Source organism: Amycolatopsis sp. Poz14, from assembly GCF_006704225.1.
Taxonomy (GTDB): Bacteria; Actinomycetota; Actinomycetes; order Mycobacteriales; family Pseudonocardiaceae; genus Amycolatopsis; species Amycolatopsis nivea.
In genome coordinates, this window is record NZ_JACLHD010000001.1 from 5,835,084 (window position 1) to 5,857,947 (window position 22,864).

Below are 22,864 nucleotides of genomic sequence, written 5' to 3' on the forward strand. Positions count from 1 at the left end.
GGTCAGCCACACTTGGTGGCGACGCCGCCGGTCACTCCGCCCTTGAGGTAGTAGGGGCGCCGTAGTATCGAGGAAATCTCGGGGCGGATATGCCTGACCAGCACCGGGTGCCGGAATCTGGGGCCCAGTCGAGGCGGGCGAATCGCCTGTGGCCCCTAATAGCTGCGGCGACATGATCGCCGCCAGCGTCGCTGAAGTCCTTGCACAGCAACCTGAACTTGCGCGCTGAAGCCTCGACATGCTCGCCCGCAGCAAGCGGCGCGCGGCGGACGGCCGCCTCCGCCCGCCGCGCCGCTCAAGCTGTGATTCCCGTAGCCGCTAGCTAGAAGTCCGTGCTGCGTGAGAGCTTCTCGTTGGCGCGCAGCTCCATGAGGGCGTTCTCGTGCATCGCGGTGACGATGTCGTAGCCGGAGTTGCCGAGCACGATCCGGCGCGGCGGAACGGGTGCGTTCATCGCGCTGATCACGGCCCGCACTTCCCCGCACGGGATCACCCTCTTGCTTGCCGTTGTGGTCCACGAACGCCGCCTTGACGCTCTCGACCATCGGCACGTAAGCGTCGACGACCTCGTTAACGGGCTGGTCCTGGAAGCCGGTGAAGGCCTTGGTGCGGGTTGCTCCCGGCTCTACGACGAGCACCCGCACGCCGAACGGCTCGACCTCGAGCCTCAGCGTCTCCGACAGTCCTTCGACCGCGAACTTAGCCGCCGAGTAGTAGCCGAACCCCTGCGCGCTGACGAGGCCCGCCACTGACGACATGTTCATGATCCAGCCGCCGCCGCGTGCCCGCATACCCGGCAGGACCGCACGCACCACGTCGACCACGGCGAACAGGTTGAGGTCGAACGTGCGGCGGATCGTCTCGTCAGGGGCCCCTTCGATCGAGCCGAACCAGCCGCGGCCCGCGTTGTTGACGAGCACGTCGATTCCGCCGAACCGCTCCTCCGCCGCCTTGACCGCCGCACGCACCTGCTGGGCATCGGTGACGTCGAGCTCAAGAACCAGCACGCGGTCGCCGTAAGGCTCAGCCCATTCCCGCAGTTCAGCAGGCCGACGCACGGTCACCGCGACTCGATCGCCCTCGTCCAGTGCGGCCTCGGCGTAAGCCAGACCGAACCCTCCGGGCGTCCCACCAGTGATGAACCAAGTCTTCATGATCTTTTCTCCGTCGAAGATTGAGATGACGTGGGTTCGGTCAGGCCGGGTGGTTGGCGATGACGAGTTCGGCGATGCGGTCGTCCCGGAGCGTGAACCGGTAGTCGAGCTCGGCGACACCACCCGGGAAGGTGCCTTCGAGCCGCACGGTCACCACCCAATGGGTGTCGTCGGCGCGGTGGGCACCGATCTGCTCGGTCGTGTACTCGAACTCGGCCCCGGCGTCCCGCAGGAACGCGTAGGTCTCCTCTCGGCCGCGGAAGGTCTCGTCCTGGTCGACGATCACCGCGTCCTCGGTGAGGAACGACGAGGTGGTGTCGGCGTCGTGGACGACGTGGGCGGCGAAGAACTCACGCACGGTGGTCGGGAGCAGATCGGACTGGGAATCGGTGTTCTGCGTCATGAGCCCACCGTGTGACCTCGCGGCACGGGAGGGTCAAGCCGTGGACTCTCCCCCAGGGGGAGAGTCCACACTGAACACGTGCTGACCATCGGGGAGTTCTCCCGCCTGACCCACCTGAGCGTGCGGACCCTGCGCCGATACCACGAGGCCGCCCTGCTGGAACCCGCGGTGGTCGACGAGACCACCGGGTACCGCCACTACAGCCTCGACCAGATCCCGACCGCCCAGGTCATCCACCGCCTCCGTGAACTCGACGTCCCCCTCGGCGATGTGCAGCGAATCCTGCGGACCCCCGACCCCGACGTCCGGGCGGCCCTGGTCGCGGACCACCTGCAACGCCTCGAGGACGTGCTCGACCGCACCCGGGCCGCGGTCGTGTCGCTGCGGCGCCTGCTGCGGCCCGACCCCGCGCCGATCGAGGTCGAGCTGCGTGCCGAGCCCGCCCGGACGGTGGCGGCGGTGGAGGCCGTGGTCGAGCACGGCGACGTCGAGGCGTGGTTCGCTGGCGCGACGGCCGAGTTGACGTCGGCCGTCGGCGCCGCCGCGACCGGACCGCTGGGCGGCTGCTACGACAACGCCCTGTTCGAACAGGAACGCGGTCACGCGCTGGTCTACCTGCCGACCGCCGCGCCGCCTCGCACCGGACGCGTGCATCCCGTGGTTCTTCCGGCTGCGGAACTGGCCGTCACCACCCACGTCGGCGAGCACGACGGCGTCGAGGTCACGTACGGCGAACTCGGGACCTGGGTGGTGGAGAACGCGATGTCGGTGGCCGGGCCGGTACGGGAGGTCTATGTTGTCGGCTCTCGTGACGCAAGCGATCCCGCCGCGTGGCGCACGGAGATCGGCTGGCCGGTGTTTCGTGTCGGGGTCCCGTAGTACTCGCCGAAAAACGGGCGGATATGCGTGACCTGCAGTGATGTGGCGTTATCCGCGGCGGCGCGGGCTGGACAGCGTTTCGGTGGCCTGGTGGACGGCGGCGAGGCCGGGTTTGACGTAGCGCTGCACGCTGCGCAGGCTCTTCTGCCCGGTCTTGGCCATGATCACGTTGGCGGAGGTGTTGGCGTCGCCGAGGTGGGTGCCGGAGCTGGTGCAGGCGGAGGCCGTCCCCGTAGGGGCCGAGCAGGATCCGGGCGCGGTCGTAACCGAGCCGGGCCCGCCCGGGGACTCCGGACCGGTGGACGCTCCGCCGCCGTGCCAGGATCGGCCGCCACCACGTCGGAGGTATGGGGGACGCTGATGACCGAGAGCGAGCTGCCGGGGTTTTCCTTCTCTCTGCGACCCACTACGCGCGCGCCCGGCAGCGTCGGGCCAATGCTGAACGGCGATCCCGACTACGAGGTCCTGGTCATCGAGGCGTGCCAGGTGCTCGCTGCGACGGATTGCGCGTTCACCGTCCGCGGCTTCGGCGGAAGCTGGCCGGTGGACGTCGCCTACGACCTGTCGACGCTGGTCGAACAGCTTCCCGGTCTGCTGCGAGACCTGCGCGCCCGCCACGACGGCGAGATCGACTTCTACGGCCAGGGCGTCGAGCGGACCCTGCACTTCCGGCCGCTCGCCGGGCAAGTACAGATCACCTGCATGTCCAGGACTGGCTGGACCCCGGATCCCGCGGTCGAGATCATCGACGGCACCCGCCTGGAAGAGATGATCCTCCGGCTGATGTCCGTGTTCAGCACTTCGCTGGAAACCGCGCGCTCCCCGCTGGCCGATGCGCCGCCGTTCCCTTCCTGGCGGTGAACCCTCACAACTCCCGGCTCACCACGCTGCCCGTCCGCACGGTCGCGAACCCCAGCCGGTGGTTCACCGCGATCATGTGCGTATTCGCCGCACCCGTACCCGTCCAGATTTGCGCCACGCCGGGGCGATCCGTCGTGAACCACCGCAGCATCTCCGACTTCATCGCCGATCCCAGCCCGTGCCCGCGATGCGCGGCGAGCACCGCGGTGTCGCCCTGATGCAACCGCTCCGGCAGCAGCGGCCGCGCCTCCAGCTCCGTCAAGCCGACCACGTCGCCCCCGGAAGAAACCGCCACCACCGTCCGATGCTCGATGCCCCGTTCGCGATACGAGGCTTCGATCCGCCGCACCCGGTCCACCGACCAATCCGGCGCGCCGAACTCGGACTCGCCCAACGGGGCATCGCCGATCGCCGCGCGAGCCTTCGCATACGCGGAGACCAGTGACTCCGGCGCAGCGCCGACTCACCGCATCAGCCGGTATTGGGCAGGCACCGCGATGTTCCACCGCCTGCGGTCGACCTCGCTCAATTCCATGATCTGCAGGACAGCCGTGTGCACGATCCGGAATCCGAGCCCCTGAGCCCAGCTTTCGCCAGGACCGCCGGGGGTCAGGTTCCAGCCCTCCGCCCGCGTCCGGCCGCGCGCCCGCAGCATCGGCTCCAAGGCGCGGAAGAACTCTGTCCCCGATGCCCTGGCGCTGCACGTCCGGATGGACGTGGAGCCGCACGAGGGCGAGCTGTTCGTTCCCGTCGGCGGGCAGCGTCACGATCGCCCTGGCGACGAGCCGGTCGTCCCGGTGGGCGGTCCACACCAGCTGCTCGCCCGCCTGGATCTGCGGCGCGCGCACTCCGGAGATCGTCTCCTGCCGCGTCATCGGCGGACGTTCCGGGGAATCCAGCCGGCAGGCGGAAAACTGCAGCTCGTGCAGTGCGTCCCAGTCCGCGTCGCTCGCCCGGTCCGCGCCGAAAAGCCGTACGTCCAGCACTGTCGCCCCCCTGATCGAAATCAGCCCCTCCTGGCAACCTACCTACGTCCCTACGCCGGCACGGAAGCGCGCAGCAGCAGGTCCCGCAGCGCGAGCGCGACCTCCGACGGCTTCTCGGGCAGGAGGACGACCTGGTCGGCCGTGGTCGACGGGCCGGTCAGCGGGATGATCCGCAGGCCCGGCGGCTGGTGGTCCAGCGCCGATTCGACGGTGATCCCGATGCCCGTCCCGGCCGCGACGTGGCCGGCGATCGCCTGCACGCTGTCGGCGGTCCGGATGATCCGCAGATCCGCCCCGCTGATCCGGAACGCGGACAGCAGACGGTCGCAGAGCCCGCTGTTGATCTGGTGCGGCCAGGTCAGCAACGCGGTCGAGGACAGTTCGGCCGCGCTCAGTTCCTTGTGTCCGGCAAGGGAATGCGCGGCGGGCACCAGTGCGACGAACCGTTCGGCGGACAGCACCCGCGCCCGCACGCCGTTGATCCCGCCGGTCGCCCAGCCGATGCCGAGTCCGACGGTTTCCGCGCGCAACGCGGCGAGTTGCGCCGTGGTCGGCATCGGCTCGGGCACGATCGTGACGTCCGGGAACTGCTCGCGCAGCCGCGGCAGGCAGCGCAGCAGCACCTGGTGGGCGGTGTATTCGGCGTGGGCGACGACGAGCGTGGTGCGTTTCCGGTCGCCGCCGGCGAGGGAGCGGCCGCGTTGCTGGAAGCGGCTCAGCTGGGTGAGGGTGGCGTGCGCGTCGGGCAGGAGGGCTTCGCCGAGGTCGGTCAGCGAGACGCGGCGGCTGGTGCGGTGGAACAGCTTGCCGCCCAAGGTTTTCTCAAGGCGGCGGACGGCGTCGCTGACCGTCGGCTGCCCGCGGTGCAGGCGCTCGGCGGCGCGGCCGAAATGCAGTTCCTCCGCGACCGTGACGAACGCTTCCAGCTCGATCCTGTCCACCGGACCAGGCTAGCCCGATCGATCGGTGAGACCGATCGCTGGGTGCTGGAGAACGGCGTTGATGACATCCGGGGATCGGGATGAGATGGGGAGCAAGCAGGGGATTTCCCCACGACCGGAAGAAGTTTTCGCATGACAGCCACTGCCGTTGACGGCATCCCCGAGGCCACGGTGACCGTGGTCTGCCATTCGGTGCACGGGCACACCCGCCTGCTGGCCGAGCATCTCGCCGAAGGGACGCGGCAGGTGCCGGGCGTGCGGGTGCACGTCGTCGACCTCCGCGCCGAGGACGTCTCCGCGGGCCGCTGGCACGACAGCGAGGTCATGGCGCTGCTGGACCGTTCCGACGCGATCGTGATGGGCTGCCCGACGCTGATGGGCAGCGTGTCCGCAGTGTTCAAGGCGTTCATGGAAGCCGCCTTCACGCCGTTCACGACGCAGGCGTGGAAGGACAAACTGGCTGGCGGGTTCACCATGTCCGCGTCGCAGAGCGGGGACAAGCTGACCGTGCTGCAGCAGTTGTCGGTGTTCGCCGCGCAGCTGGGCATGCAGTGGATCGGCGTGGGCGACATGCCGGGCAACAACTGGAGCGGCGGGTCCCGCGACGACGTCAACCGGCTCGGTTCGTGGCTGGGGCTGATGAGCCAGAGCCACGCCGACCTCGGCCCGGAGGACGCGGGATCGCACGGCGACCGCGTCACCGCGCAGCGCTACGGCGAGCGGATCGCCCGGCTGACGCAGCGGTGGGTCAACGGCGTGCCGTACGAAACCGGCCGGATGACCGAGCACGAGGCCCGCGCGCTGTCCGCTTCGCTGCGGGAGGCGGTCGCCTGACCGCGGCGGGGGTGCGGTCCGTGACCTGACCGCACCCCCGGAGTCCTACGTCCCGGCGACGAACTCGGCGAGCAGGCCGTGCGGTGCGTCGGGGCCGAACATCTGCCGTTGCAGGTGCGCGCCCTCGGCGGCGGTTTCCGCGCCGCGCGGGAACATCGCCTGCTCGTACTCGGCGAGCGCGGTCTCCACGTCGTCCGGATGCGCGGCGAGGGCGAGCCCGAGTTCGGCGCCGTCGAGCATGGCCAGGTTCGCGCCTTCCCCGTTGGGCGGGGCGAGGTGCGCGGCGTCGCCGACCAGGGTCACGCCCGGCACCCGCTTCCATTCGTGCCCGATCGGCAGTCCGTAGTGCGGCCGGAGGACCGGCGGGGTGTCGCTTTCGGTGATGAGGGTGGTCAGCGCCGTCGACCAGCCCTCGTACTCGGCCGCGATCCGGGCGGCCGCGGCGGCTGGGTCGGCGAAATCGATGCGGTCGAACCATTCCAGCGGCCGGGTCAGCCCGATGTAGGCGTGCAGGATTCCGTCGCGCTCGCGGTGTGCCGTGATGCCCTGGTCCGGCGAGAGCGCCAGCAGCATCCCGCCGCCGACCGCCTCGGCCGTGGCCGGAAACCGTCGATCGGAGTCGTAGACGAAGGTCTCGACGGCCGACGCGCCGGTGTACTCCGGCTTCGCCGAAGACAGCAGCGGCCGGACTTTCGACCAGGCACCGTCCGCGCCGACCAGCAAGTCGGTGGTGACCGTGCTTCCGTCGGCGAAGGCGATCTCGTAGCCCTCCGCCAAGGCGCGCACGCCGGTGACCTTGTGTCCCCAGTGGACAGTGCCCTCCGGCAGCGAGTCGATCAGCAGCTGCCGCAACTCGCCGCGGTGGACCTCGGGGCGGCCGCCGGTGCCGTCGTCGGGTTGTTTGAACAGCACTGTCCCGTCCCGGGACAACAGCCGCAGCTCTTGTCTCCCTTCCAAAATCAGGTCGCGGAATTCCGAAGTCAGCCCGGCGGCTTCGACGGCGAGCTGACCGTTGTAGTCGTGGATGTCGAGCAAGCCGCCCTGGGCGCGCGACGCCGGGGAGGGCTCGGCCTCGTAGACGGCGGCCGGGATTCCGTGGACGTGCAGGACGCGGGCGAGCGTGAGACCGCCGAGCCCGGCGCCGACGATCGTGACGGATGAGTTCATGACAGGGCTCCTTCTGTCGAGAGTTCTGGTACGTCATTCCATATTGGAACGGCGTACCAGATGTGTCAAGATGGGCGCATGGCTACGGGGACGCGCCGGGCACAGCGGCGCACGGAGGCACTCTCTCGGGAGCGCATCGTCGAGGCGGCGGTGGAACTGCTGGACGCGGCGGGCGAGAGCGGCCTGACGTTCCGGGTGCTCACCGAGCGGCTCGCGACCGGGCCCGGGGCGATCTACTGGCACGTGGCGAACAAGGGCGAGCTGCTCGTCGCCGCGACCGACGCGGTGGTGGCCGACGCGCTGGCGGCGGAGCCGGCCGGATCGCCGCGGGAGGAAGTGCACGCGGTCGCGCTCGGCCTGTTCTCCGCGATCGACGCGCATCCGTGGCTGGCCGCGCAACTGCTGCTCCAGCTGTCCCGCAGTCCGGGCGGACCGGTGACGCCGCGGATCCTCGAAAGCCTCGGCCGCCGGGTCCGCGCGCTGGGCGTGCCCGAGGAGCACTGGTTCACCGCGACGTCGGTGCTGATGCACTACGTCCTGGGCGCGGCCGGGCAGAACGCGGCGAACAGCCAGGTCGCCGAGCCGGACGCGGACCGGGCCGAATTCCTTGCCGCCACGGCGGAAGCGTGGGAGAAGCTCGACCCGCGGGAGTACGAGACGACCCGGCTGATGGCGAGCCAGATGCGCGAGCACGACGACCGCGAGCAGTTCCTCGCCGGGATCGATCTCGTGCTCGCCGGGGTCGCCGCGCGGTATCCGGGCGGGCGCGCATGACCCTCGCGCTCACCGATGCCGGGGGAGCGGGCAAGGACGCGCGGGAGCGGTTCGGGGAGTTCCTGCGCGTGTACGCGTCGCTCAACACCCGCGTCGCGTACGCGACCGATCTCGGCATCCCGCTCGACTGGGTGCCCGGCTATCAGCCGCCCGATCCGGGACGCCGCCGCGGCCGGGCCCGACGGACCGATCCGGATGCGCTCGCATGGCTGCCGTGGTGCCTGCGCAACGGGTTCACGTCGTTCGCCGACGTCCGGGTGGAGCACGTCGAGCAGTGGCTGGACGAGCTGGCGCGGGCCGGGTACCGCGACGCGACGCGCGGCCGGATGCTGTCGGCGGTGTCCGCGTTCTATCGCAAGTACCTGCTGCGCGAAGGCTTGGCCGGGCACAATCCGGCCGCGCTCGTGGACCGGCGGGCGCAGCATCTCAACCGGCCCTCCGGAGTCCCGTCGCAGACCGCGCGCTGGTCGTTCGACGCGTGCCGGGCGTTGCTGCTCGCGGCGTGGCTGCTGGCCGGCCACAGCCGGAACGGCCTGCGCGACCGGGCGATGGTGGAGATCCTGGTCGGCACCGGCGTGCGCGCGGAGGAACTCGTCGGCGTCGATCTGGGCGACTACCGGCGGCCGACCGCGGGCGGCTTCGGCGTGCTTCGCGTGCACGGCAAGGGATCCAAGGACCGCGAGGTCGCGCTGGCCGCGCCGGTGGCCGACGCGCTCGACGCCTATCTGGCCGACCGGGCCGCGCCACAGGTCCCGGCGCTGCGCGGGCAGGTCGGCGCGAAGCGGGCGGAGCCGTTGTTCGTCACCAGCACCGGCGCGCGCGTGCACGTGTCGCATGTGACGGCGTTGCTGCGCCGGTTGTGTGCGACGTTCTGCCAGCCACCCAAGACCGCGCGGCTGCAGGAGGTGCTCAACACCGCCGAGGCCCGGTTCGTCGCGACGCACCTGCAACCGTTGTGCGACACCATCCATCCGCATTCGGCGCGCCATTCCTACGCGACGCACGCGATCGAGCGAGGGGTCCCGCCGCGCCAGGTGCAGCGCGACCTCGGGCACGCCGCGTTGTCGACCACCGAGGGCTATCTCCACGACGAGAACGCCATCCGGGATTCGGCCGCGCACGAACTGGCTCCGGCGCTGCATCGCGGCTGGCTCGGCTGATCAGCCGAATTTCGCGGCCTGTCCCCGGTGCAGGTCGCTGACCCATTCCCAGCCGGGCTTGGCCGACGAGCCGATCCTGGGATCGTCGGGCTCGCGGCCGTCGCGCAGGGCGTGCACGTACGCGCGATCCAGCTCGATGCGCTCGCGTACCTGACCGGCGACGGATCCGTGGCCGGGGACGACGACGTCGACCTCATCCGCCACGGCTTCCAGCAGCTGCAGCCCGGTCAAGTAGTCCCCGATCGGGTCGGCGGTGCGGCCTAACATCGGGACGAGCACGTCGGAAAGCATGTCGCCCGCGACGAGAACCCCGCGTTCCTCGATCAGCAGCGCGGCGTGACCGGGGGCGTGCGCGGGATGTTCGATGATCCGGGCGCGCGGGCCGTCCCAGGGGAGGTACGCGGTTCCGGCGGGCAGGCCGGTGACGCGGCCGAACAGGTCCATCGGCACGTCGTTGGCGATCTCCGGCGGCAATCCTTCGGCGACAAGGGTTTTCCAGTCCGGCTTTGCCAGCAGGTCCCGCAGGGAGGCGGCGCACCGGGCGGTGCCGTAGCGGGGGACGTCGCCGAATTTGGCGTGCCAGAGCACGTGATCCCAGTCCGGATGCGTCGCGAAGCCCGCTGCGACCGGCTGGCCGAGTTCGCGGAGATCCTGGGCGAGGCAGCCCAGTTCCTCATGGGTGAGCCCGGGGTCGACGAGCAGCACGCCGTCGCGGCCCTGCACGACGACCGCGTTGTTCTCGAGCACCTCGCTCTGGTGCACCAGCACGCCTTCCGCTGCCTGGCTCAACATGGCGCCCCCTTCGCTCGTGGAGCGCGACAGTAGCCCGAAGTGATAGCAAAGTGCAAGCACTACATCGGTACCGCGGCAGCGGTCAGGCCTCGATGAACGGCTCGGTGCACAAGGTGCAGGTGATCGGGCCCAGTTCCAGGATCGACCGGGCCGCGCGGATCCGGCGCGGGGGTTCGCACCGGCAGATCGCCGCGACGTAGTTCGGCCCGCCGCGGTGCGCGCCGCGGCCGTCGACCGGTGCGATCACCACCGGCGGCGCGAGCGGTTCGGCGATCTCGTCCGGCGTTTCCGGGTCGTCCGGCGGGGCCGCGACGGCGCGTCGGGCGACCTCCTGCTCGGTGTGCCGCCACACGGTCAGCGCGGCTTCGAGCCGGGCGAGTTCTCCTTGGTACGCCTCGAGTGTCGCGGGGAGCGCGGTGGTGGCGGACCAGCCGATCCGGTCCGCCTGTTCGGCACGGAGGCCGAGTTCGGCGGCGAGCGCGGCGAAGCGTTTGTTGTGGTAGCGGCCGTCGCTGACGTCGACGATGTCGCGGGTGGCGGCGAGTCCGTGCGCGGCTTCGTGGAGCGTGGTGGAGAGGATTTCGGCCGCGCTGCGCCGCAGGCCTTCGGCGCCGAGGAAGAACTCGGCGCGCGGTTCGACGCCGTCGCCGACGTGCCAGCGGGACCGGGCGAAGTGGCCGTGGATTTCGGTGGTGGTGCCCATCGTTCCCGAGGCCAGCACCAGAATCGCTTCGGGAACGTCCGCATGCCGCCGCCGGATCTCGGCCCAGAGCTGTTCCATCGCGTGCATGACACGGGTCGTGGGCCCCAGTGCGGCGGTGTCCATGCGCCTATCTTGCCGCTTAAGCGGTAACTAGCCGAGGGCGAGTCCAGCAAGCACGCGCTCGAGGCCGGCGGCGAAGACGGTGTCGCCGTCCGGGTGCACGGCGTCGCGGGCGGTGCGGAACAGGGTGGGGTAGCGGCCGGTGTCGAACATCCGCTTCAGATACGGCGCGGCGGCGCGGTGCCAGCCTTCCTCGTCGAGGCCGGTGTCGCTGATGAGCCGCCGTTCGCGGATCTCGCTGCGGACCGCACCGGTGACATAGGAGTGCACGGTGAAGACCGTGATCACGGCGTCCTCGATCGGGCCCGGACCGGCCGCGGCGGCGAGCGACGCCTCCAGGTACGCGAGCGCGTTCGGGCCGAGGCCGGGGCGTCCGCCGATCAGGTCCGCGAACCATTCGTGCCGCTGGACGGCGGCGCGGCAGCCGTGGGCGAGCGCGCGCAGCGCGGCCACGCCTTCGGTGTCCGGGTCGGGCAGCGGAATCTCGCCGTAGACGGCGTCGGTCATCAGGTCGAGCAGTTCTTCTTTGGTGTCGAGGTAGCCGTAGAGCCGCATCGGCCCGGCGCCGAGCGCGGCGGCGACTTTGCGCAGCGACACCGCTTCCAGCCCGCCTTCGTCGGCGAGCGCGCAGGCGGTCTCGACGATGCGGGCGCGGCTCAACGGCGCCGGCGCCGCGCGCGCCGGCGGTTCGGGCCGTTCCCACACCAGTTCGTCCATGCTCGCTCCTTTTCGGGTGACAGTACCGGGACGGTTCCGATACGGTGTATTTCGCCAATACAGTGTATCGAGGGGATGTCATCATGCGAATCGTGATCGCCGGGGGCGGGCTCGGCGGGCTGACGTGTGCGCGGGTGCTGCACGCGCACGGGATCGACGCCGTGGTCTGCGAACGCGATGCCAGCAGGGAAGCGCGAGTCCAAGGCGGCACGCTCGACCTGACCGTCAGCGAGGGCCAGTGGGCGCTGCGCGAGGCCGGGCTGGAGGCCGGTTACCGCGCGATCGCCCGTCCGGAGGGCCAGGACATGGTCCTGTACGACTCCGCGGGAACCTTGCTGCGGCGGGAGGTCACCCCGGACGAGGGGGAAGAACGCTGGGGCCGTCCCGAGGCGGACCGGCCCGCGCTGCGGAAACTGCTGCTCGACGCGCTTCCGGAAGAGACTGTCCACTGGGGACACGCGGTGACGCACGCGGAGCCGCTCGGCGACGGACGCCACCGCGTCCACCTGTCCGGCGGCGAAACCCTGGACTGCGATTTCCTGATCGGCGCGGACGGCGCCCGGTCGAGGATCCGGCCGCTGCTGACCGACGCGGAACCGGCGTACTGCGGCGCGCACGGGATGGAGCTGGTCATCCACGACGCGGACCGGGCGCACCCGGCTGCTTCGGCGCTCGTCGGGCGCGGCAGCTTCTCCGCGATCGGGGATCAGCAGACGCTTTCCGCGCAGCGCAACGGAGACGGCACCATCCGGGTCCATCTGACGCTGCGGTGCAGCGAGGACTGGATGGAGTCGTCGGGGATCCCGTTCGACGACCCGGATCGCGCTCGCGCCGCGCTGAAGGAGCTCTACGCCGGGTGGCCGGCGGAATTCCTGGCCCTGGTGGATGCCACGTCCGGGCCGCTGCTGGCGTATCCGTTGACCGCGCTACCGGTCGGGGTGCGGTGGGAGAACACGCCCGGCGTGACGCTGATCGGGGACGCGGCGCACCTGATGTCGCCGTTCGCCGGGCAGGGCGCGAACCTCGCGATGCGCGACGGCGCCGAGCTTGCGCTGGTTCTCGCTGAAGGCGGCGATGTGCGGAAGTTCGAGCAGGTGATGCTCGAACGCGCCGAGCCGGCGGCGCGGATGTCGGCGGACAACCTGGAGCTGTTCCTGTCCGACGGCGCGGCGGAGAAGGTGCGGCACCTGTTCGCGAAGATGTTCGGGGAGGAAGACTGACGTCTCAGGCAGGTTCACGCAGCCGGTAGTGCTGCGGGCTGCGCCCGTACTCCCGTTTGAACGCGGCGCTCAGCGTGAAGGGGCTGCGGTAGCCGACTTGCCGGGCGATGGCGGTGAGCGTCGCGTCCGGGTGCTGGCGCAGGAGGTCGGCGGCGAGGGCGAGCCGCCAGGTAGCGAGGTAGGTCATCGGCGGTTCGCCGACCGCGTCGGTGAACCGCCTGGCGAGCGCGGCGCGGGAAACGCCGGTCGCGCTCGCGAGACCGGCGACGGTCCACGGATGCTCGGGCTGGTCCTGCAGCAGGCGCAGGGCCTGCCCGGCCACCGGGTCGCCGTGCGCGCGGTACCAGGCGGGCGCGGCCGGGCGGTCGAGCCATTCCCGCAGGACGCGGACGAGCAGGAGGTCCAGCACCCGGTCCAGGACGGCTTCCTGCCCGGGGACGTCGCGTTCGATCTCGTCGGCGAGCATCGCGACGAGCGGATCCGGGCTGGTTCCGGCCCGGGCGGTGACGACGCTCGGCACGGCGGCGAGCAGGCGGCGCGAAACCTCGCCGACCGTCGGGTAGGTGCCGGTGAGCAGCACGGTCGGACCGTCGGGGTCGCCGCCCCAAGTGCGGACGCCGAACTCGGTCAGGTCGGTGAGATGCCCGCCGTCGGGCGTGACGCACTCCTGCCCCGGCCGGATCACGGCCTGCGGCGGCGTCCCCGGTTCGTCGGCGACGAGGTAGGGATCGGGCCCCCGGACGACGGCCACGTCGCCGGTGCCCAGCCGGACGGCTTCGGCGTTGTCGGGCACGAGCCAGGCATCGCCGCGGACGACGGCGAGCACGGTCAGCGGCGCTTCGTCCTCGATCCGCAACGACCACGGCGGGCGCAGCACGGACCGGAGCAGGAACGCGCCGTGCGCACGGGGTCCTTCGAGCAACGCGGTGAGCGGGTCCACCTGGCCGAGACTAGCGCCGCGGAAAGGGAAAACTTCGTGTTTTCGGGGGTTCCCTTGCCGCGGCGCGCTTTCTTCTGCCCTGCCGGGCAGACCGCTGACCCGGTGTCGAGGAAGTCCGCTGTTCCGGCTCACCGGACGCGGCGTTGCGGGCGGTGGGACAGGGGCGAGGAAGCCCGCTAGTTTCCGGTTCCCAGCCGCGCCGACAGCCGCTGCGGGCGCTGGTCCAGTGTCGGTTGCGTCCCCCGGCTGCACAGACCGCCGTAGTGAGCGCAGCCCAGTGTCGAGGAAGTCCGCTATTCCCACCCCTCCGACCGCGCAGGCGGCCCTCGCAGTCGGGCTGTTTCCGCCTCCCGACGGCGCAGACAGCCGTACCAAGCGCTGCCCGAGTGTCGACGAGGTCCGTTGTTTCCGCATCCCTGGCCGCGCCGACCCGCCGCTCCGAGCGCTAGCCCGGTGTCGAGGAAGTCCGCTATTTGCGCGCTGCCAAAGAGTTCCCGTGAGGCTCCGCGATTGCAGTGCCCGGGCAACCGTCGAGCTGGCGCGGACGTGGCTGGGAATCAGGTCGGCGCTCGGTGTCAGGCGGCGAGCATCGCCGCGGCGACCTCTTCGGCGGCAGCGTCCGGAATCGCGCTCGCGGCGTCTTCCAGGACGACCAGCCGCGCGCCGGGGATCTCGCGGGCGAGCGCTTCGCCGTTGCCCACCGGGAAGAACACGTCCCGGCGGCCGTGCAGGACCACCGTCGGGAGCGCGATTTCCGGCAGGCGTTCGCGCCAGCGCGGCGTGCAGTCCAGTTTGGAAAACACCATGCCGAGATGGTTGGCCACCTGCACGGCGGGCTCCGCGCTGGCCGCACGGTCGAAGATGCGGGCCGCCACGGTTCGGGCCGTGTCGGGGTCGTTGCCGAGGACTTTGGCGCTGGCGGCGGCCCGGTCGGCGACGGCGGCGCGGTCCGACCAGTCCGGCATCGGCAGCGAGAACAGTGCGCGCATGGCTTTCTTGTCGTGATCGGGCAGGTCCGCGTCGACGGGACCGGGGGCGACGGGGCGCGTTCCGCAGAGCGTGAGGGCGGAGAACGCCTCGGGGTGGTCGAGAGCGGCGACTTGGGCGACCATCCCGCCGACGCCGATCCCGGCCAGGTGGGCGGGCCGGTCGTCGAGTTCGCGGGCGAGCGCGGCGGCGTCGGCGGCGAGGTCGCGCAGGGTGTAGGCGGGGGCGTTCGGGTCGATCGTGGTCGAGGCGCCTGCGTCGCGGAGGTCGTAGCGAACGACGTGCCGTCCGCCGCGGGCAAGGGCTTCGCACACGGCGTCGGGCCAGGACAGCATCGTGGTGCCGCCGGCGAGCAGGACCAGCGGCGCGGCCGGGTCGCCGAAGTGCTCGGCGCCGAGAGTGACGCCGTTGGGGAGCGAGTGCTGCATGGAGGTCTCCTAGCGAGACGATGACGCATGGCTCCGAGCGGATAACCGATGGATCGTCTCGCGGTCTGCGGGTTGACTGGGGTGCGTTGGGGGACAAGACGAAAGGCAAGGCGATGGTGATCGTTTCCAAGGCGGCGCTCGTGGCGGCGGTGGTCGCGGCAGGCTTGATCGCGGGGTTGTTCTACGCGTACACGGTGTCGGTGATGCCGGGCCTCGCCCATGCCGACGACCACACGTTCGTGACCGCGATGCGCCGGATCAACGAGGCGATCCTCAACGGCTGGTTCATGCTGTCGTTCCTGGGCGCGCCGTTGCTCGCCGTCGCGGCCGTGGTGCTGCACTTCACCAGCGGCGCGCGAGGCGGGTTGCCCTGGCTCATCGCAGGTTCCGTGCTGTTGGTGGCGATGGTGGTGGTGACCGGCGCGATCAACGTGCCGATGAACAACGCCCTCGCCGCGGACACGGTCGATTTCGCCGCGCTGCGGGCCCAGTTCAAGGAGCCGTGGGTGCGCTGGAACCTGGTGCGGACGGTGCTGTCCGCGGCTGGATTCGGGTGCCTGGTCGGTGCGGTGGTGTCCCGGGGCGCGTGACCCCGGGACACCGGTGAGGTCAGTCGGCGAGCCGGAAGCAGAGGTCGGTGTCCCAGTTGTTCGCGTCCGGCTCGATCTGCGGGTTGGTGCGGTAGATCTCGAGCCGCGCGACCCAGTGTTCGCCGTCGGCCTCGACGGTGCGGTCCCAGCGCACGTCCTCCTTTTCGCCCCAAGCGAGGAGGTCGGCGGTGGCGGCGAAGAGGCCGCTGGGCGCTCCGTGGTGGGTGGCCTGTGCGTATTTCCCGGCGGGCAGGACGTCGTTGAAGTACTCGTCGCCGAGGTCGAGCGGTTCGGTGACCGGCACGCCGACCTCGACGGTGACGGTCTCCATGTCCGCGCCGAGCACCAGGTACCGGAAGAACGGCGCGCAGGCGGGTTCGAGGCCGCGTTCGGCGAGGGCACCGATGATCGCGGCGATCCGGTGCGCGACCTCGGCCATGCCGTCGGGGCCGACGGTCGCGCGGTAGCCGACGTAGCGCTGTTCGTTTCTGTCCACAATGGAGGGCAAGAGGGGTTCCTTTCCGGGAGCGGGTGCGGGAGTCAGCCGAGCAGCGGGCGTACTTCGATGGTGCCGTAGGTCGCGGCCGGGTGCCGGGACGCGTGGTCGACGGCCTCGTCGAGGTCGGCGCATTCGAGCACGGCGTAGCCGCCGATCTGGTCTTTGGTCTCGGCGAACGGCCCGTCGGTGAGCAGGACCTCGCCGTCGCGCACGCGGACCGCGGTGGCTGTCGCGGGCGGGTGCAGTCCGCCGCCGCCGACGAGGATGCCGCGCTGGAGCAGGTCCTCGGACCAGCCGCCGCAGCCGATCGCGAGCTGTTCAGGGGTCGGCTCTTCGGAGCCGGCGATCATCAGCAGGTAGCGCATCAGTTCTCCTCGTTGAGGGTTTCGGCGAGGCGGGCGGCGAACGCCTCGGGTTCGGCGGCGAAACCGCCGTGGTCGCCCGGGAACCGGACCGGCTCGCTGCCCAGCGCCCGGGCCAGGCCGACGCCCGCCTCGTACGCCGGGGTCCCGACCGCCTCGCCGACCGCGACGACGATCCTGGTGTCCCCAGCGGCGAGCGCTTCGAGGTCGGGTTCCCACGTGCCGATGGCGCCCATCAGCTTGCCGAAGAACACCTCGAAGTTGCCGCGCATCTGCTTGCCCTGCTCGATTTCCTCGGCGGTGGGGTGCTCGGGAGGCGGCGGGATCTCGAAGCCGCTGGCGGCCATGAACGCTCCGATCGCCGCGTCGACGCCCTGCTCCCGGTAGATCCCCGGGATGTCCGGGAAATCGGCCAGCAGGTCGCCGAGGTAGTGGCTGACCGGCGGTTCGTGCGCGACGAGCGTCCGCACCGCGCCCGGGTAGCGCGTGGCGTGTTCGAGCATGGTGATCGCGCCGCCGCTGTTGGCCAGCACCGAGACCGGCCCGGCGTCGAGTTCGGCGAGCAGCCGCTGGACGTCCTCGGCGTGCTGGCCGACCAGGTCGTCGTCGAGATCGGTGGTGCGGCTGCGGGAGATCCCGCGCGGGTCGAAGGTGACGACGGTGTAGCGGTCGGCGAGGCACGGGCGCAGCGCGGCGAACCCGGTGGCGTCCGCGGGCCCGCCGGGCACCAGGAGCAGCAGCGGCCCGGATCCGGCGACGTCGTAGTGGATCTGCGCGCCGGGTGCGCTGAGGGTCTTGGTGATCATGACTGTCCTTCCGGAGTCGGTTCTGCCCTCCCGACGAACGGACGAGGCGGAGACAGACACCTCCGGCGAAGAAATTTCCGAAAGTCTTCTCCGGAGGTAGCTGCGTTCGGCTCCGGTGGGGGCCAAGGCGAGCGCTTCGGTGTACGCGACCTGGGCTTCTTCGGTGCGGCCGAGCCTGCGGAGGAAGTCCGCGCGGGTGGCGGGCAGCAGGTGGTAGCCCGTCAGGTCTTCGGCCAGCCGGTCGGCGAGGGCGAGCCCGGCTTCGGGCCCGACGGCCATGCCGACCGCGACGGCGCGGTTGAGTTCGACCACCGGACCCGGCCGGTAACGCCGCAGCTGGAGATAGAGCCCGGCGATCTGCGCCCAGTCGGTGTCTTCGGCGCGCGCGGCACTGGCGTGGCACGCGGCGATCGCGGCCTGCACTTGGTACGGCCCGGGGCTGCGCCGTCGCAACGCACTTTCCAGCAGCGCGGTGCCTTCGGCGATCGCGGCGGTGTCCCACTGGCTGCGGTCTTGTTCCTCGAGCGGGATCAATTCGCCGTCGGGGCTGTTCCGCGTGCCGCGGCGGGCGTGTTGGAGCAGGAGCAGCGCGAGCAGGCCGGCGGCCTCGGATTCGTCCGGCATCAGGGAATGCAGCAGCCGGGCCAGCCGGATCGCTTCGACCGCCAGATCGGGACGCTGGAGGTCGTCGCCTTCGCTGGCCGAGTACCCCTCGTTGAACAGCAGGTACAGCACGCCGAGCACCGCGGCGGTGCGCTCGGGCAGCAGGTGCGCGGGCGGTACCCGGTACGGGATCCCGGCGGCGCGGATCTTGCGTTTCACCCGGACGAGGCGCTGCGACATCGTCGACTCGGACACGAGGAACGCGCGGGCAATCTCGGCGGTGCTGAGCCCGACGAGCGTGCGCAGCGCGAGCGCCACCTGCGCTTCGAACGCGAGCGCGGGATGGCAGCAGGTGAAGATGAGCCGGAGCCGGTCGTCTTCCACCATGTTCTGTCCACCGTGGACGGCTGCCGGTTCGTCCGGGACGGCCAGCAGCGCGGCCTCCCGGAGTTTGTCCGCTCCCGCCGACGCGCGGCGGAGCCGGTCGACGGCACGGTTGCGGGCGGCGGTGGTGAGCCACGCGCCGGGGCGGTCCGGAACGCCGTCGCGCGGCCAGGTGCGCACGGCGAGCGCGAACGCGTCCTGGGCGCATTCCTCGGCCAGGTCCCAGTCGCCGGTGACGCGGATGAGCGTGGCCACGACGGAGCTCCACTCGTCGCGGAACGCCTGCGCGACCGCGGCTTCGGCCGCGTCGTGCTGCCCGGTCACTGCGTGCCCCTCCCTATGCGGGCCGGCGAACGGATTCCGCCGGCACTGTCCGAACGGTAAACCGGGGCGCCGACAATTTCGCGCGGTCAGGCTCCGGCGAGCTGGCCGATCCCGTCGAGGATGCGCTCGAGCCCGAACCGGAAATGGTGCTCGGGATCCGAAGATCCGCCGTAGGTCTGCCCGGCGGTGGTGCCGACCCGGCTCGCGCGCGGGAAGTGCACCGGATCAGCCGCCGGGATTTCCGCCAGCACCGGCGCGGAACGGTTCCACCAGTCGACGTCGCTCAACCCGCTGCGCCGGGCGGCGCGGGTCGCGTCCACCGAACCGCGCGCCGCGCCGGCGACCAGTCCGTTGAGCAGGCTGACGATCGCGTCGAGCTGGACGTCGTCGAGGTCGAGTTCGTCCATCGCGGCGAGTTCGCGCTCGTATTTGGCGAAGGTGTGCGGGCCCAGCGTCGGGCGGCCTACGCGGATCTCCAGCAGCCACGGATGCCGGTGGTAGAGCCGCCACAGGTCCTCGGCGACCGCGGCGAGCCCGGCCCGCCAGCCCTCCGGCAGCTCCCCGGGGAGCTCGCCGTGCGCGTGGTCAAGCATCAGCTCCAGCAGCTCGTCGCGGCCGGGCACGTAGGTGTAGAGCGACATCGTGGCGACGCCGAGGTCGTCGGCGATCCGGCGCATGGTGACCGCGTCCAGTCCTTCCGCGTCCGCGACCCGGATCCCGGCGGACACCACGTGCTCGACCGACAGCTTCGGCTTCGGGCCGCGGCGCGGGGGACCCGGCACGCCCCACAGCAGTTCGATGGCCCGCCGCGGATCGCCCGGTTCCTCGGTGTCCATATCGCTCCTTGTACGCAGTACAGAGTTTTCCGGTAGACTATCCCGGAGAGGCCAGCCAGGGGAGGGCGGAGCGCTGAATTCAGTAGTGGTGGAGCCGGGCCGGGTCGTGTTCTGGAGACCGGACGGCGCGGAGCCGGACGGTCCCGGGGCGCCCGGGACCGTCGAGGTCGTGCTGCCGGACGGGGTGCGCACGGTGCCCGCGCTGCGGTTGCCGACCGCGGACGCGGTGCCGGTGCTGCGGACGCTGGCCGGTCCGTCGGCGAGGTTCTGGGCGCTGGCCGCCGAGGCCGCGGAACGGCTCGCGTCGGCCGGGTGGACCGGGGCGCTCGACCCCGACGAGGAAGCCTGGCTGCGGCGGCTCGCCGACGCGATGCCGCCGCACGCGCACGCGACGCCGATCCCAGGCGACCCGGCGCGGTTGCCGGAGCCGTATCCGCTGCTGATGCGATTCCTCGGCGACGTCGCCGGAGTGGAGCCCGCGCTGCGGGTGTCGCTGCGGATCGAATCCGACGACCTGGCGGGCGGCCGGTTCCGCGCGGTCGTCCAGGTGCACGGCGGGACCGAACCGCTGGTGGACGCGGAAGAACTGTGGCGCACCGGCAGCCAGGAGGCGCGGCACGAGGTCCTGCTCGCCTTGCGGCACGGAGCCGAGGTGTGGCCCGCGCTGGCTCCGCTTCTGTCGGCGGCGGTTCCGTCGTCGGTCGCGCTGGGAGACCGCGAGATCGCCGAACTGCTCGCGGGCGCGCTCGACGCCGCGGAGCTGGCGGTGCACTGGCCCGCGGAGCTCACCGGGCTGGCCGCGCGAGCGGTCGTCCGGCCGGGCGACGCGCCGTCGGACGCGCGGTCGTTCTTCGGCGGCGACCGGGTGCTGCAGTTCGACTGGCAGCTCGCGCTCGGCGAAAGCGAGCTGAGCGTCGCGGAACTCGACGCGATCGCCGAGGCCCAGCGTCCGGTCGTGCGGCTGCGGGACCGATGGGTGCTGCTGGACCGCACGACCGCCGACCGCGCCCGGGACCGCACGCTCAAGCCGCTCACCGCGATCGAGGCGCTGGGCGTCGCGCTCACCGGGCGCACCGAGGTCGACGGCGAGCAGGTGGAGGTCCGCACCGACGGCTGGCTGGAGGAGCTGCGAGAGCGGCTGTCGGCCGATCCGGTGCCGGTGCCGCAGCCGGCCGGGCTGGTCGCGACCCTGCGCGACTACCAGCTGCGCGGCCTGCAGTGGCTCGACACCGTCACCGGCCTCGGCCTCGGCTGCTGTCTCGCCGACGACATGGGGCTCGGCAAAACCGTCACGCTCATCGCCCTGCACCTGCATCGCGGTGCCGGTCCGACGCTGGTCGTGTGCCCGGCTTCGCTGCTGGGCACGTGGGAAACCGAGATCCGCCGGTTCGCGCCCGGGACGCCGGTGCGCCGGTTCCACGGCACGGCGCGGTCGCTGGACGATCTCGGCGGCGGGTTCGTCCTCACCACCTACGGCACGCTGCGCACCGATCCCGCGCCGCTGGCCGGGGTGAGCTGGGATCTGCTGGTCGCCGACGAGGCCCAGCACGTGAAGAACCACCGCTCCGACACGGCGAAAGCGCTGCGGCTGCTGCCTTCCGCGGCGAAGGTCGCGCTTACCGGCACGCCGGTGGAGAACACGCTCACCGAACTGTGGGCGATCCTCGACTGGACCACGCCCGGCCTGCTCGGCCCGCTCGCCGATTTCCGCAGGCGCTGGGGGAAGCCGGTCGAATCCGGGGCCGATCCGGCGGTCGCCGAGCAGCTGTCGCGGCTGCTGCGGCCGTTCCTGTTGCGCCGCCGCAAATCCGACCCGGGCATCGCGCCCGAGTTGCCCGCCAAGACCGAGACCGACCGGCCGGTGTCGCTCACCGCGGAGCAGGCCGCGTTGTACGAGGCGACCGTGCGCGAGCTGATGGCGGACATCTCCGCGAGCGACGGCATGGCCCGCCGCGGCCGCGTGGTCAAGCTGCTCACCGCGCTCAAGCAGATCTGCAACCACCCCGCGCAGTTCCTCGGCGAGCCCGACGACAGCCCGCTCGCCGGGCGGTCCGGCAAGCTCGAGCTGCTCGACGAACTGCTCGACACCATCCTCGCCGAGGACGGCGCGGTGCTGGTGTTCACCCAGTACGTCGTGATGGCGCGGCTGCTCGAACGGCACCTCGCCGCGCGCGGCGTCCCCTCGCAGCTGCTGCACGGCGGCACCCCGGTCGCGCGGCGCGAGGAGCTCGTCCGCGGTTTCCAGAACGGCGACGTGCCGGTGTTCCTGTTGTCGCTCAAGGCCGCGGGCACCGGGCTCACCCTCACGCGGGCCGACCACGTCGTGCACTACGACCGGTGGTGGAACCCGGCGGTCGAGGACCAGGCGACCGACCGCGCGTACCGGATCGGGCAGACGCGGCCGGTGCAGGTCCACCGTTTGGTCGCGGAAGGCACGGTCGAAGACCGGATCGCGGTGATGCTGCGGGAGAAACGCGCGCTCGCCGACGCGGTGCTCGCCTCGGGCGAGGCCGCGCTCACCGAACTCACCGACGCCGAACTGGCCGAGCTCGTCACCCTCCGGAGGCAGCGATGACCGACCGGGTCCGCGGATTCCCCGCGTTCCCCGCCCGCCCCGGCCGCGGCCCGTTCGCCCGCACCTGGTGGGGCCGCGCGTGGCTGCAGGCGATGGAGGACACCGCGCTCGACCTGCGGCAGCTGAAGAAAGGCCGGAGCTACGCCGCGGCGGGCCTGGTCGGCCCGATCACGGTCAGCCCCGGCCTGATCACCGCGACCACCGAGGACGCCGACGACGGCCCGTACCGCACCGGCGTGCACCTGGCCGAACTGTCCACAACGGACTGGGAACTGCTGCTCGACCGCGCCGCCGACCACTCCGGCCACCTAGCCGCACTGCTCGACCGGCACCTGCCGCCGGAGCTGGCCGAGGTCGTCCCGCTGCTGCCCGGCATCGGCGACCTCGACCCGGACTGCGACTGCCCCGGCTGGGAACTCCCGTGCCGGCACGCCGCCGCCCTGTCGTTCCAGGTCGCGTGGCTGCTCGACGCGGACCCGTTCCTGCTCCTGCTCGCCCGCGGCCGGACCGAACAGGAAATCCTCGACGAACTCGGCCGCCGTACTGCCACCCGCGTCACCACCGGCGTGCTGGCGGCGGACATGTATGCCCGGGAGGTGCCGCCGCTGCCGGATCTCGCGGAGCTCATCCCGGTCGTGCGGTGACCGGCACTCGTGCGCGGCCGGATGTGTGCAGCGCTCGGCGGGATCGGGCGGATTGGCTTCCGCCGCCGGATCCCGCCGAGTTCACGCCGCCGTTCTGCCGAGCGTGTGCAGCCGGATTGCTCGCATCGCTCGGCAAGACCGGTGGCTTTCGCTGCCGGAGTTCTCGCCGTCTTTC

General features: G+C 71.5%; 24 protein-coding genes and 1 pseudogene. 9 read left to right on the forward strand and 16 right to left on the reverse strand.

Annotated elements, in window-relative coordinates:
• Window positions 1–155: 155 nt before the first annotated feature.
• Window positions 156–1,154: an SDR family NAD(P)-dependent oxidoreductase gene (locus FKO37_RS27620; RefSeq protein WP_238606380.1), complete on the reverse strand. Its 999-nt coding sequence runs from the start codon at window positions 1,152–1,154 to the stop codon at window positions 156–158.
• 40 nt (window positions 1,155–1,194) lie between these two features.
• Window positions 1,195–1,557 (reverse strand): nuclear transport factor 2 family protein, encoded by a 363-nt coding sequence (locus FKO37_RS27625; protein WP_134728327.1) that lies wholly within the window; start codon window positions 1,555–1,557, stop codon window positions 1,195–1,197.
• 78 nt (window positions 1,558–1,635) lie between these two features.
• Between FKO37_RS27625 and FKO37_RS27630 the strand changes: the two genes are divergently transcribed.
• A complete protein-coding gene (locus FKO37_RS27630; protein WP_134728326.1) occupies window positions 1,636–2,436 on the forward strand; it encodes a MerR family transcriptional regulator in 801 nt (266 codons plus the stop codon).
• A 360-nt stretch (window positions 2,437–2,796) separates the two neighbouring features.
• Window positions 2,797–3,297: a hypothetical protein gene (locus FKO37_RS27635; RefSeq protein ID WP_238606381.1), complete on the forward strand. Its 501-nt coding sequence runs from the start codon at window positions 2,797–2,799 to the stop codon at window positions 3,295–3,297.
• 4 nt (window positions 3,298–3,301) lie between these two features.
• On the opposite strand, the gene FKO37_RS27640 is transcribed toward FKO37_RS27635, so the two are convergent.
• The 3 genes from FKO37_RS27640 to FKO37_RS27650 form a co-directional block, all read right to left on the reverse strand.
• Window positions 3,302–3,691, reverse strand: a complete 390-nt coding sequence (locus FKO37_RS27640; RefSeq protein WP_238606382.1) for a GNAT family N-acetyltransferase — start codon at window positions 3,689–3,691, stop codon at window positions 3,302–3,304.
• Window positions 3,692–3,760: 69 nt separating this feature from the next.
• A complete protein-coding gene (locus FKO37_RS27645; protein WP_238606383.1) occupies window positions 3,761–3,952 on the reverse strand; it encodes a hypothetical protein in 192 nt (63 codons plus the stop codon).
• Window positions 3,953–4,333: 381 nt separating this feature from the next.
• The gene (locus FKO37_RS27650; RefSeq protein WP_308196548.1) at window positions 4,334–5,224 is read right to left on the reverse strand and encodes a LysR family transcriptional regulator; all 891 of its coding nucleotides are present in this window, start codon (window positions 5,222–5,224) and stop codon (window positions 4,334–4,336) included.
• 132 nt (window positions 5,225–5,356) lie between these two features.
• Here FKO37_RS27650 and FKO37_RS27660 point away from each other — a divergent pair, with 132 nt between their 5' ends.
• Window positions 5,357–6,058 carry a flavodoxin family protein gene (locus tag FKO37_RS27660; RefSeq protein WP_238606384.1) on the forward strand — a complete coding sequence of 234 codons (702 nt, stop codon included), beginning with the start codon at window positions 5,357–5,359 and terminating at the stop codon, window positions 6,056–6,058.
• Between the two features lie 45 nt (window positions 6,059–6,103).
• On the opposite strand, the gene FKO37_RS27665 is transcribed toward FKO37_RS27660, so the two are convergent.
• Window positions 6,104–7,225: an NAD(P)/FAD-dependent oxidoreductase gene (locus FKO37_RS27665; RefSeq protein WP_238606385.1), complete on the reverse strand. Its 1,122-nt coding sequence runs from the start codon at window positions 7,223–7,225 to the stop codon at window positions 6,104–6,106.
• A 78-nt stretch (window positions 7,226–7,303) separates the two neighbouring features.
• Between FKO37_RS27665 and FKO37_RS27670 the strand changes: the two genes are divergently transcribed.
• Window positions 7,304–7,999 carry a TetR/AcrR family transcriptional regulator gene (locus FKO37_RS27670; RefSeq protein WP_037806128.1) on the forward strand — a complete coding sequence of 232 codons (696 nt, stop codon included), beginning with the start codon at window positions 7,304–7,306 and terminating at the stop codon, window positions 7,997–7,999.
• Window positions 7,996–9,159 carry a tyrosine-type recombinase/integrase gene (locus FKO37_RS27675; RefSeq protein ID WP_037806130.1) on the forward strand — a complete coding sequence of 388 codons (1,164 nt, stop codon included), beginning with the start codon at window positions 7,996–7,998 and terminating at the stop codon, window positions 9,157–9,159. The genes FKO37_RS27670 and FKO37_RS27675 overlap by 4 nt, the downstream gene beginning before the upstream one ends.
• On the opposite strand, the gene FKO37_RS27680 is transcribed toward FKO37_RS27675, so the two are convergent.
• The 3 genes from FKO37_RS27680 to FKO37_RS27690 all read right to left on the reverse strand — a co-directional run bounded on the left by FKO37_RS27680 (window position 9,160) and on the right by FKO37_RS27690 (window position 11,491).
• Window positions 9,160–9,951: an MBL fold metallo-hydrolase gene (locus FKO37_RS27680; RefSeq protein ID WP_037806132.1), complete on the reverse strand. Its 792-nt coding sequence runs from the start codon at window positions 9,949–9,951 to the stop codon at window positions 9,160–9,162.
• Between the two features lie 82 nt (window positions 9,952–10,033).
• On the reverse strand, window positions 10,034–10,777 hold the full coding sequence (locus FKO37_RS27685; RefSeq protein ID WP_238606386.1) for a hypothetical protein: 744 nt from the start codon (window positions 10,775–10,777) through the stop codon (window positions 10,034–10,036).
• A 27-nt stretch (window positions 10,778–10,804) separates the two neighbouring features.
• Window positions 10,805–11,491 (reverse strand): TetR/AcrR family transcriptional regulator, encoded by a 687-nt coding sequence (locus FKO37_RS27690; RefSeq protein WP_238606387.1) that lies wholly within the window; start codon window positions 11,489–11,491, stop codon window positions 10,805–10,807.
• Between the two features lie 83 nt (window positions 11,492–11,574).
• Between FKO37_RS27690 and FKO37_RS27695 the strand changes: the two genes are divergently transcribed.
• The gene (locus FKO37_RS27695; protein ID WP_238606388.1) at window positions 11,575–12,711 is read left to right on the forward strand and encodes an NAD(P)/FAD-dependent oxidoreductase; all 1,137 of its coding nucleotides are present in this window, start codon (window positions 11,575–11,577) and stop codon (window positions 12,709–12,711) included.
• Between the two features lie 4 nt (window positions 12,712–12,715).
• Here FKO37_RS27695 and FKO37_RS27700 read toward each other — a convergent pair whose 3' ends face one another.
• Both FKO37_RS27700 and FKO37_RS27705 read right to left on the reverse strand, forming a co-directional pair.
• The gene (locus FKO37_RS27700; RefSeq protein ID WP_037806139.1) at window positions 12,716–13,651 is read right to left on the reverse strand and encodes an AraC family transcriptional regulator; all 936 of its coding nucleotides are present in this window, start codon (window positions 13,649–13,651) and stop codon (window positions 12,716–12,718) included.
• Window positions 13,652–14,226: 575 nt separating this feature from the next.
• Window positions 14,227–15,066, reverse strand: a complete 840-nt coding sequence (locus FKO37_RS27705; RefSeq protein ID WP_238606389.1) for an alpha/beta fold hydrolase — start codon at window positions 15,064–15,066, stop codon at window positions 14,227–14,229.
• Window positions 15,067–15,179: 113 nt separating this feature from the next.
• Here FKO37_RS27705 and FKO37_RS27710 point away from each other — a divergent pair, with 113 nt between their 5' ends.
• Complete coding sequence (locus tag FKO37_RS27710; RefSeq protein WP_238606390.1) at window positions 15,180–15,656, forward strand: DUF1772 domain-containing protein; 477 nt, start codon at window positions 15,180–15,182, stop codon at window positions 15,654–15,656.
• 19 nt (window positions 15,657–15,675) lie between these two features.
• Here FKO37_RS27710 and FKO37_RS27715 read toward each other — a convergent pair whose 3' ends face one another.
• The 5 genes and pseudogenes from FKO37_RS27715 to FKO37_RS27735 all read right to left on the reverse strand — a co-directional run bounded on the left by FKO37_RS27715 (window position 15,676) and on the right by FKO37_RS27735 (window position 19,470).
• The gene (locus FKO37_RS27715; RefSeq protein WP_238606391.1) at window positions 15,676–16,164 is read right to left on the reverse strand and encodes a GyrI-like domain-containing protein; all 489 of its coding nucleotides are present in this window, start codon (window positions 16,162–16,164) and stop codon (window positions 15,676–15,678) included.
• A gap of 32 nt (window positions 16,165–16,196) precedes the next feature.
• The gene (locus FKO37_RS27720) at window positions 16,197–16,520 is read right to left on the reverse strand and encodes a YciI family protein (protein ID WP_238606392.1); all 324 of its coding nucleotides are present in this window, start codon (window positions 16,518–16,520) and stop codon (window positions 16,197–16,199) included.
• Window positions 16,520–17,323: an alpha/beta fold hydrolase gene (locus FKO37_RS27725; protein WP_238608341.1), complete on the reverse strand. Its 804-nt coding sequence runs from the start codon at window positions 17,321–17,323 to the stop codon at window positions 16,520–16,522. Before FKO37_RS27725 ends, FKO37_RS27720 begins: the two co-directional genes overlap by 1 nt.
• Window positions 17,324–17,392: 69 nt before the next feature.
• Window positions 17,393–18,634 (reverse strand): annotated as a pseudogene (locus FKO37_RS27730) (RNA polymerase sigma factor); the annotation flags it as partial.
• Window positions 18,635–18,720: 86 nt separating this feature from the next.
• Window positions 18,721–19,470 carry a TetR/AcrR family transcriptional regulator gene (locus tag FKO37_RS27735; protein ID WP_037806149.1) on the reverse strand — a complete coding sequence of 250 codons (750 nt, stop codon included), beginning with the start codon at window positions 19,468–19,470 and terminating at the stop codon, window positions 18,721–18,723.
• Window positions 19,471–19,576: 106 nt separating this feature from the next.
• On the opposite strand from FKO37_RS27735, the gene FKO37_RS27740 reads away from it, so the two are divergent.
• Both FKO37_RS27740 and FKO37_RS27745 read left to right on the forward strand, forming a co-directional pair.
• Window positions 19,577–22,045 carry a DEAD/DEAH box helicase gene (locus FKO37_RS27740; RefSeq protein ID WP_238606393.1) on the forward strand — a complete coding sequence of 823 codons (2,469 nt, stop codon included), beginning with the start codon at window positions 19,577–19,579 and terminating at the stop codon, window positions 22,043–22,045.
• Window positions 22,042–22,689 carry an SWIM zinc finger family protein gene (locus FKO37_RS27745; RefSeq protein ID WP_238606394.1) on the forward strand — a complete coding sequence of 216 codons (648 nt, stop codon included), beginning with the start codon at window positions 22,042–22,044 and terminating at the stop codon, window positions 22,687–22,689. The genes FKO37_RS27740 and FKO37_RS27745 overlap by 4 nt, the downstream gene beginning before the upstream one ends.
• Window positions 22,690–22,864: the final 175 nt, after the last annotated feature.

Excerpts from the sequence above, each read along its gene's own strand:
- FKO37_RS27710 (WP_238606390.1), top strand. The coding sequence starts at position 15,180 with ATGGTGATCGTTTCCAAGGCGGCGCTCGTGGCGGCGGTGGTCGCGGCA.
- FKO37_RS27720 (WP_238606392.1), bottom strand. The coding sequence starts at position 16,520 with ATGCGCTACCTGCTGATGATCGCCGGCTCCGAAGAGCCGACCCCTGAA.
- FKO37_RS27705 (WP_238606389.1), bottom strand. The coding sequence starts at position 15,066 with ATGCAGCACTCGCTCCCCAACGGCGTCACTCTCGGCGCCGAGCACTTC.
- FKO37_RS27745 (WP_238606394.1), top strand. The coding sequence starts at position 22,042 with ATGACCGACCGGGTCCGCGGATTCCCCGCGTTCCCCGCCCGCCCCGGC.
- FKO37_RS27685 (WP_238606386.1), bottom strand. The coding sequence starts at position 10,777 with ATGGACACCGCCGCACTGGGGCCCACGACCCGTGTCATGCACGCGATG.
- FKO37_RS27675 (WP_037806130.1), top strand. The coding sequence starts at position 7,996 with ATGACCCTCGCGCTCACCGATGCCGGGGGAGCGGGCAAGGACGCGCGG.
- FKO37_RS27660 (WP_238606384.1), top strand. The coding sequence starts at position 5,357 with ATGACAGCCACTGCCGTTGACGGCATCCCCGAGGCCACGGTGACCGTG.
- FKO37_RS27725 (WP_238608341.1), bottom strand. The coding sequence starts at position 17,323 with ATGATCACCAAGACCCTCAGCGCACCCGGCGCGCAGATCCACTACGAC.
- FKO37_RS27735 (WP_037806149.1), bottom strand. The coding sequence starts at position 19,470 with ATGGACACCGAGGAACCGGGCGATCCGCGGCGGGCCATCGAACTGCTG.
- FKO37_RS27670 (WP_037806128.1), top strand. The coding sequence starts at position 7,304 with ATGGCTACGGGGACGCGCCGGGCACAGCGGCGCACGGAGGCACTCTCT.
- FKO37_RS27695 (WP_238606388.1), top strand. The coding sequence starts at position 11,575 with ATGCGAATCGTGATCGCCGGGGGCGGGCTCGGCGGGCTGACGTGTGCG.
- FKO37_RS27690 (WP_238606387.1), bottom strand. The coding sequence starts at position 11,491 with ATGGACGAACTGGTGTGGGAACGGCCCGAACCGCCGGCGCGCGCGGCG.
- FKO37_RS27620 (WP_238606380.1), bottom strand. The coding sequence starts at position 1,154 with ATGAAGACTTGGTTCATCACTGGTGGGACGCCCGGAGGGTTCGGTCTG.
- FKO37_RS27625 (WP_134728327.1), bottom strand. The coding sequence starts at position 1,557 with ATGACGCAGAACACCGATTCCCAGTCCGATCTGCTCCCGACCACCGTG.
- FKO37_RS27635 (WP_238606381.1), top strand. The coding sequence starts at position 2,797 with ATGACCGAGAGCGAGCTGCCGGGGTTTTCCTTCTCTCTGCGACCCACT.
- FKO37_RS27665 (WP_238606385.1), bottom strand. The coding sequence starts at position 7,225 with ATGAACTCATCCGTCACGATCGTCGGCGCCGGGCTCGGCGGTCTCACG.
- FKO37_RS27680 (WP_037806132.1), bottom strand. The coding sequence starts at position 9,951 with ATGTTGAGCCAGGCAGCGGAAGGCGTGCTGGTGCACCAGAGCGAGGTG.
- FKO37_RS27645 (WP_238606383.1), bottom strand. The coding sequence starts at position 3,952 with ATGCTGCGGGCGCGCGGCCGGACGCGGGCGGAGGGCTGGAACCTGACC.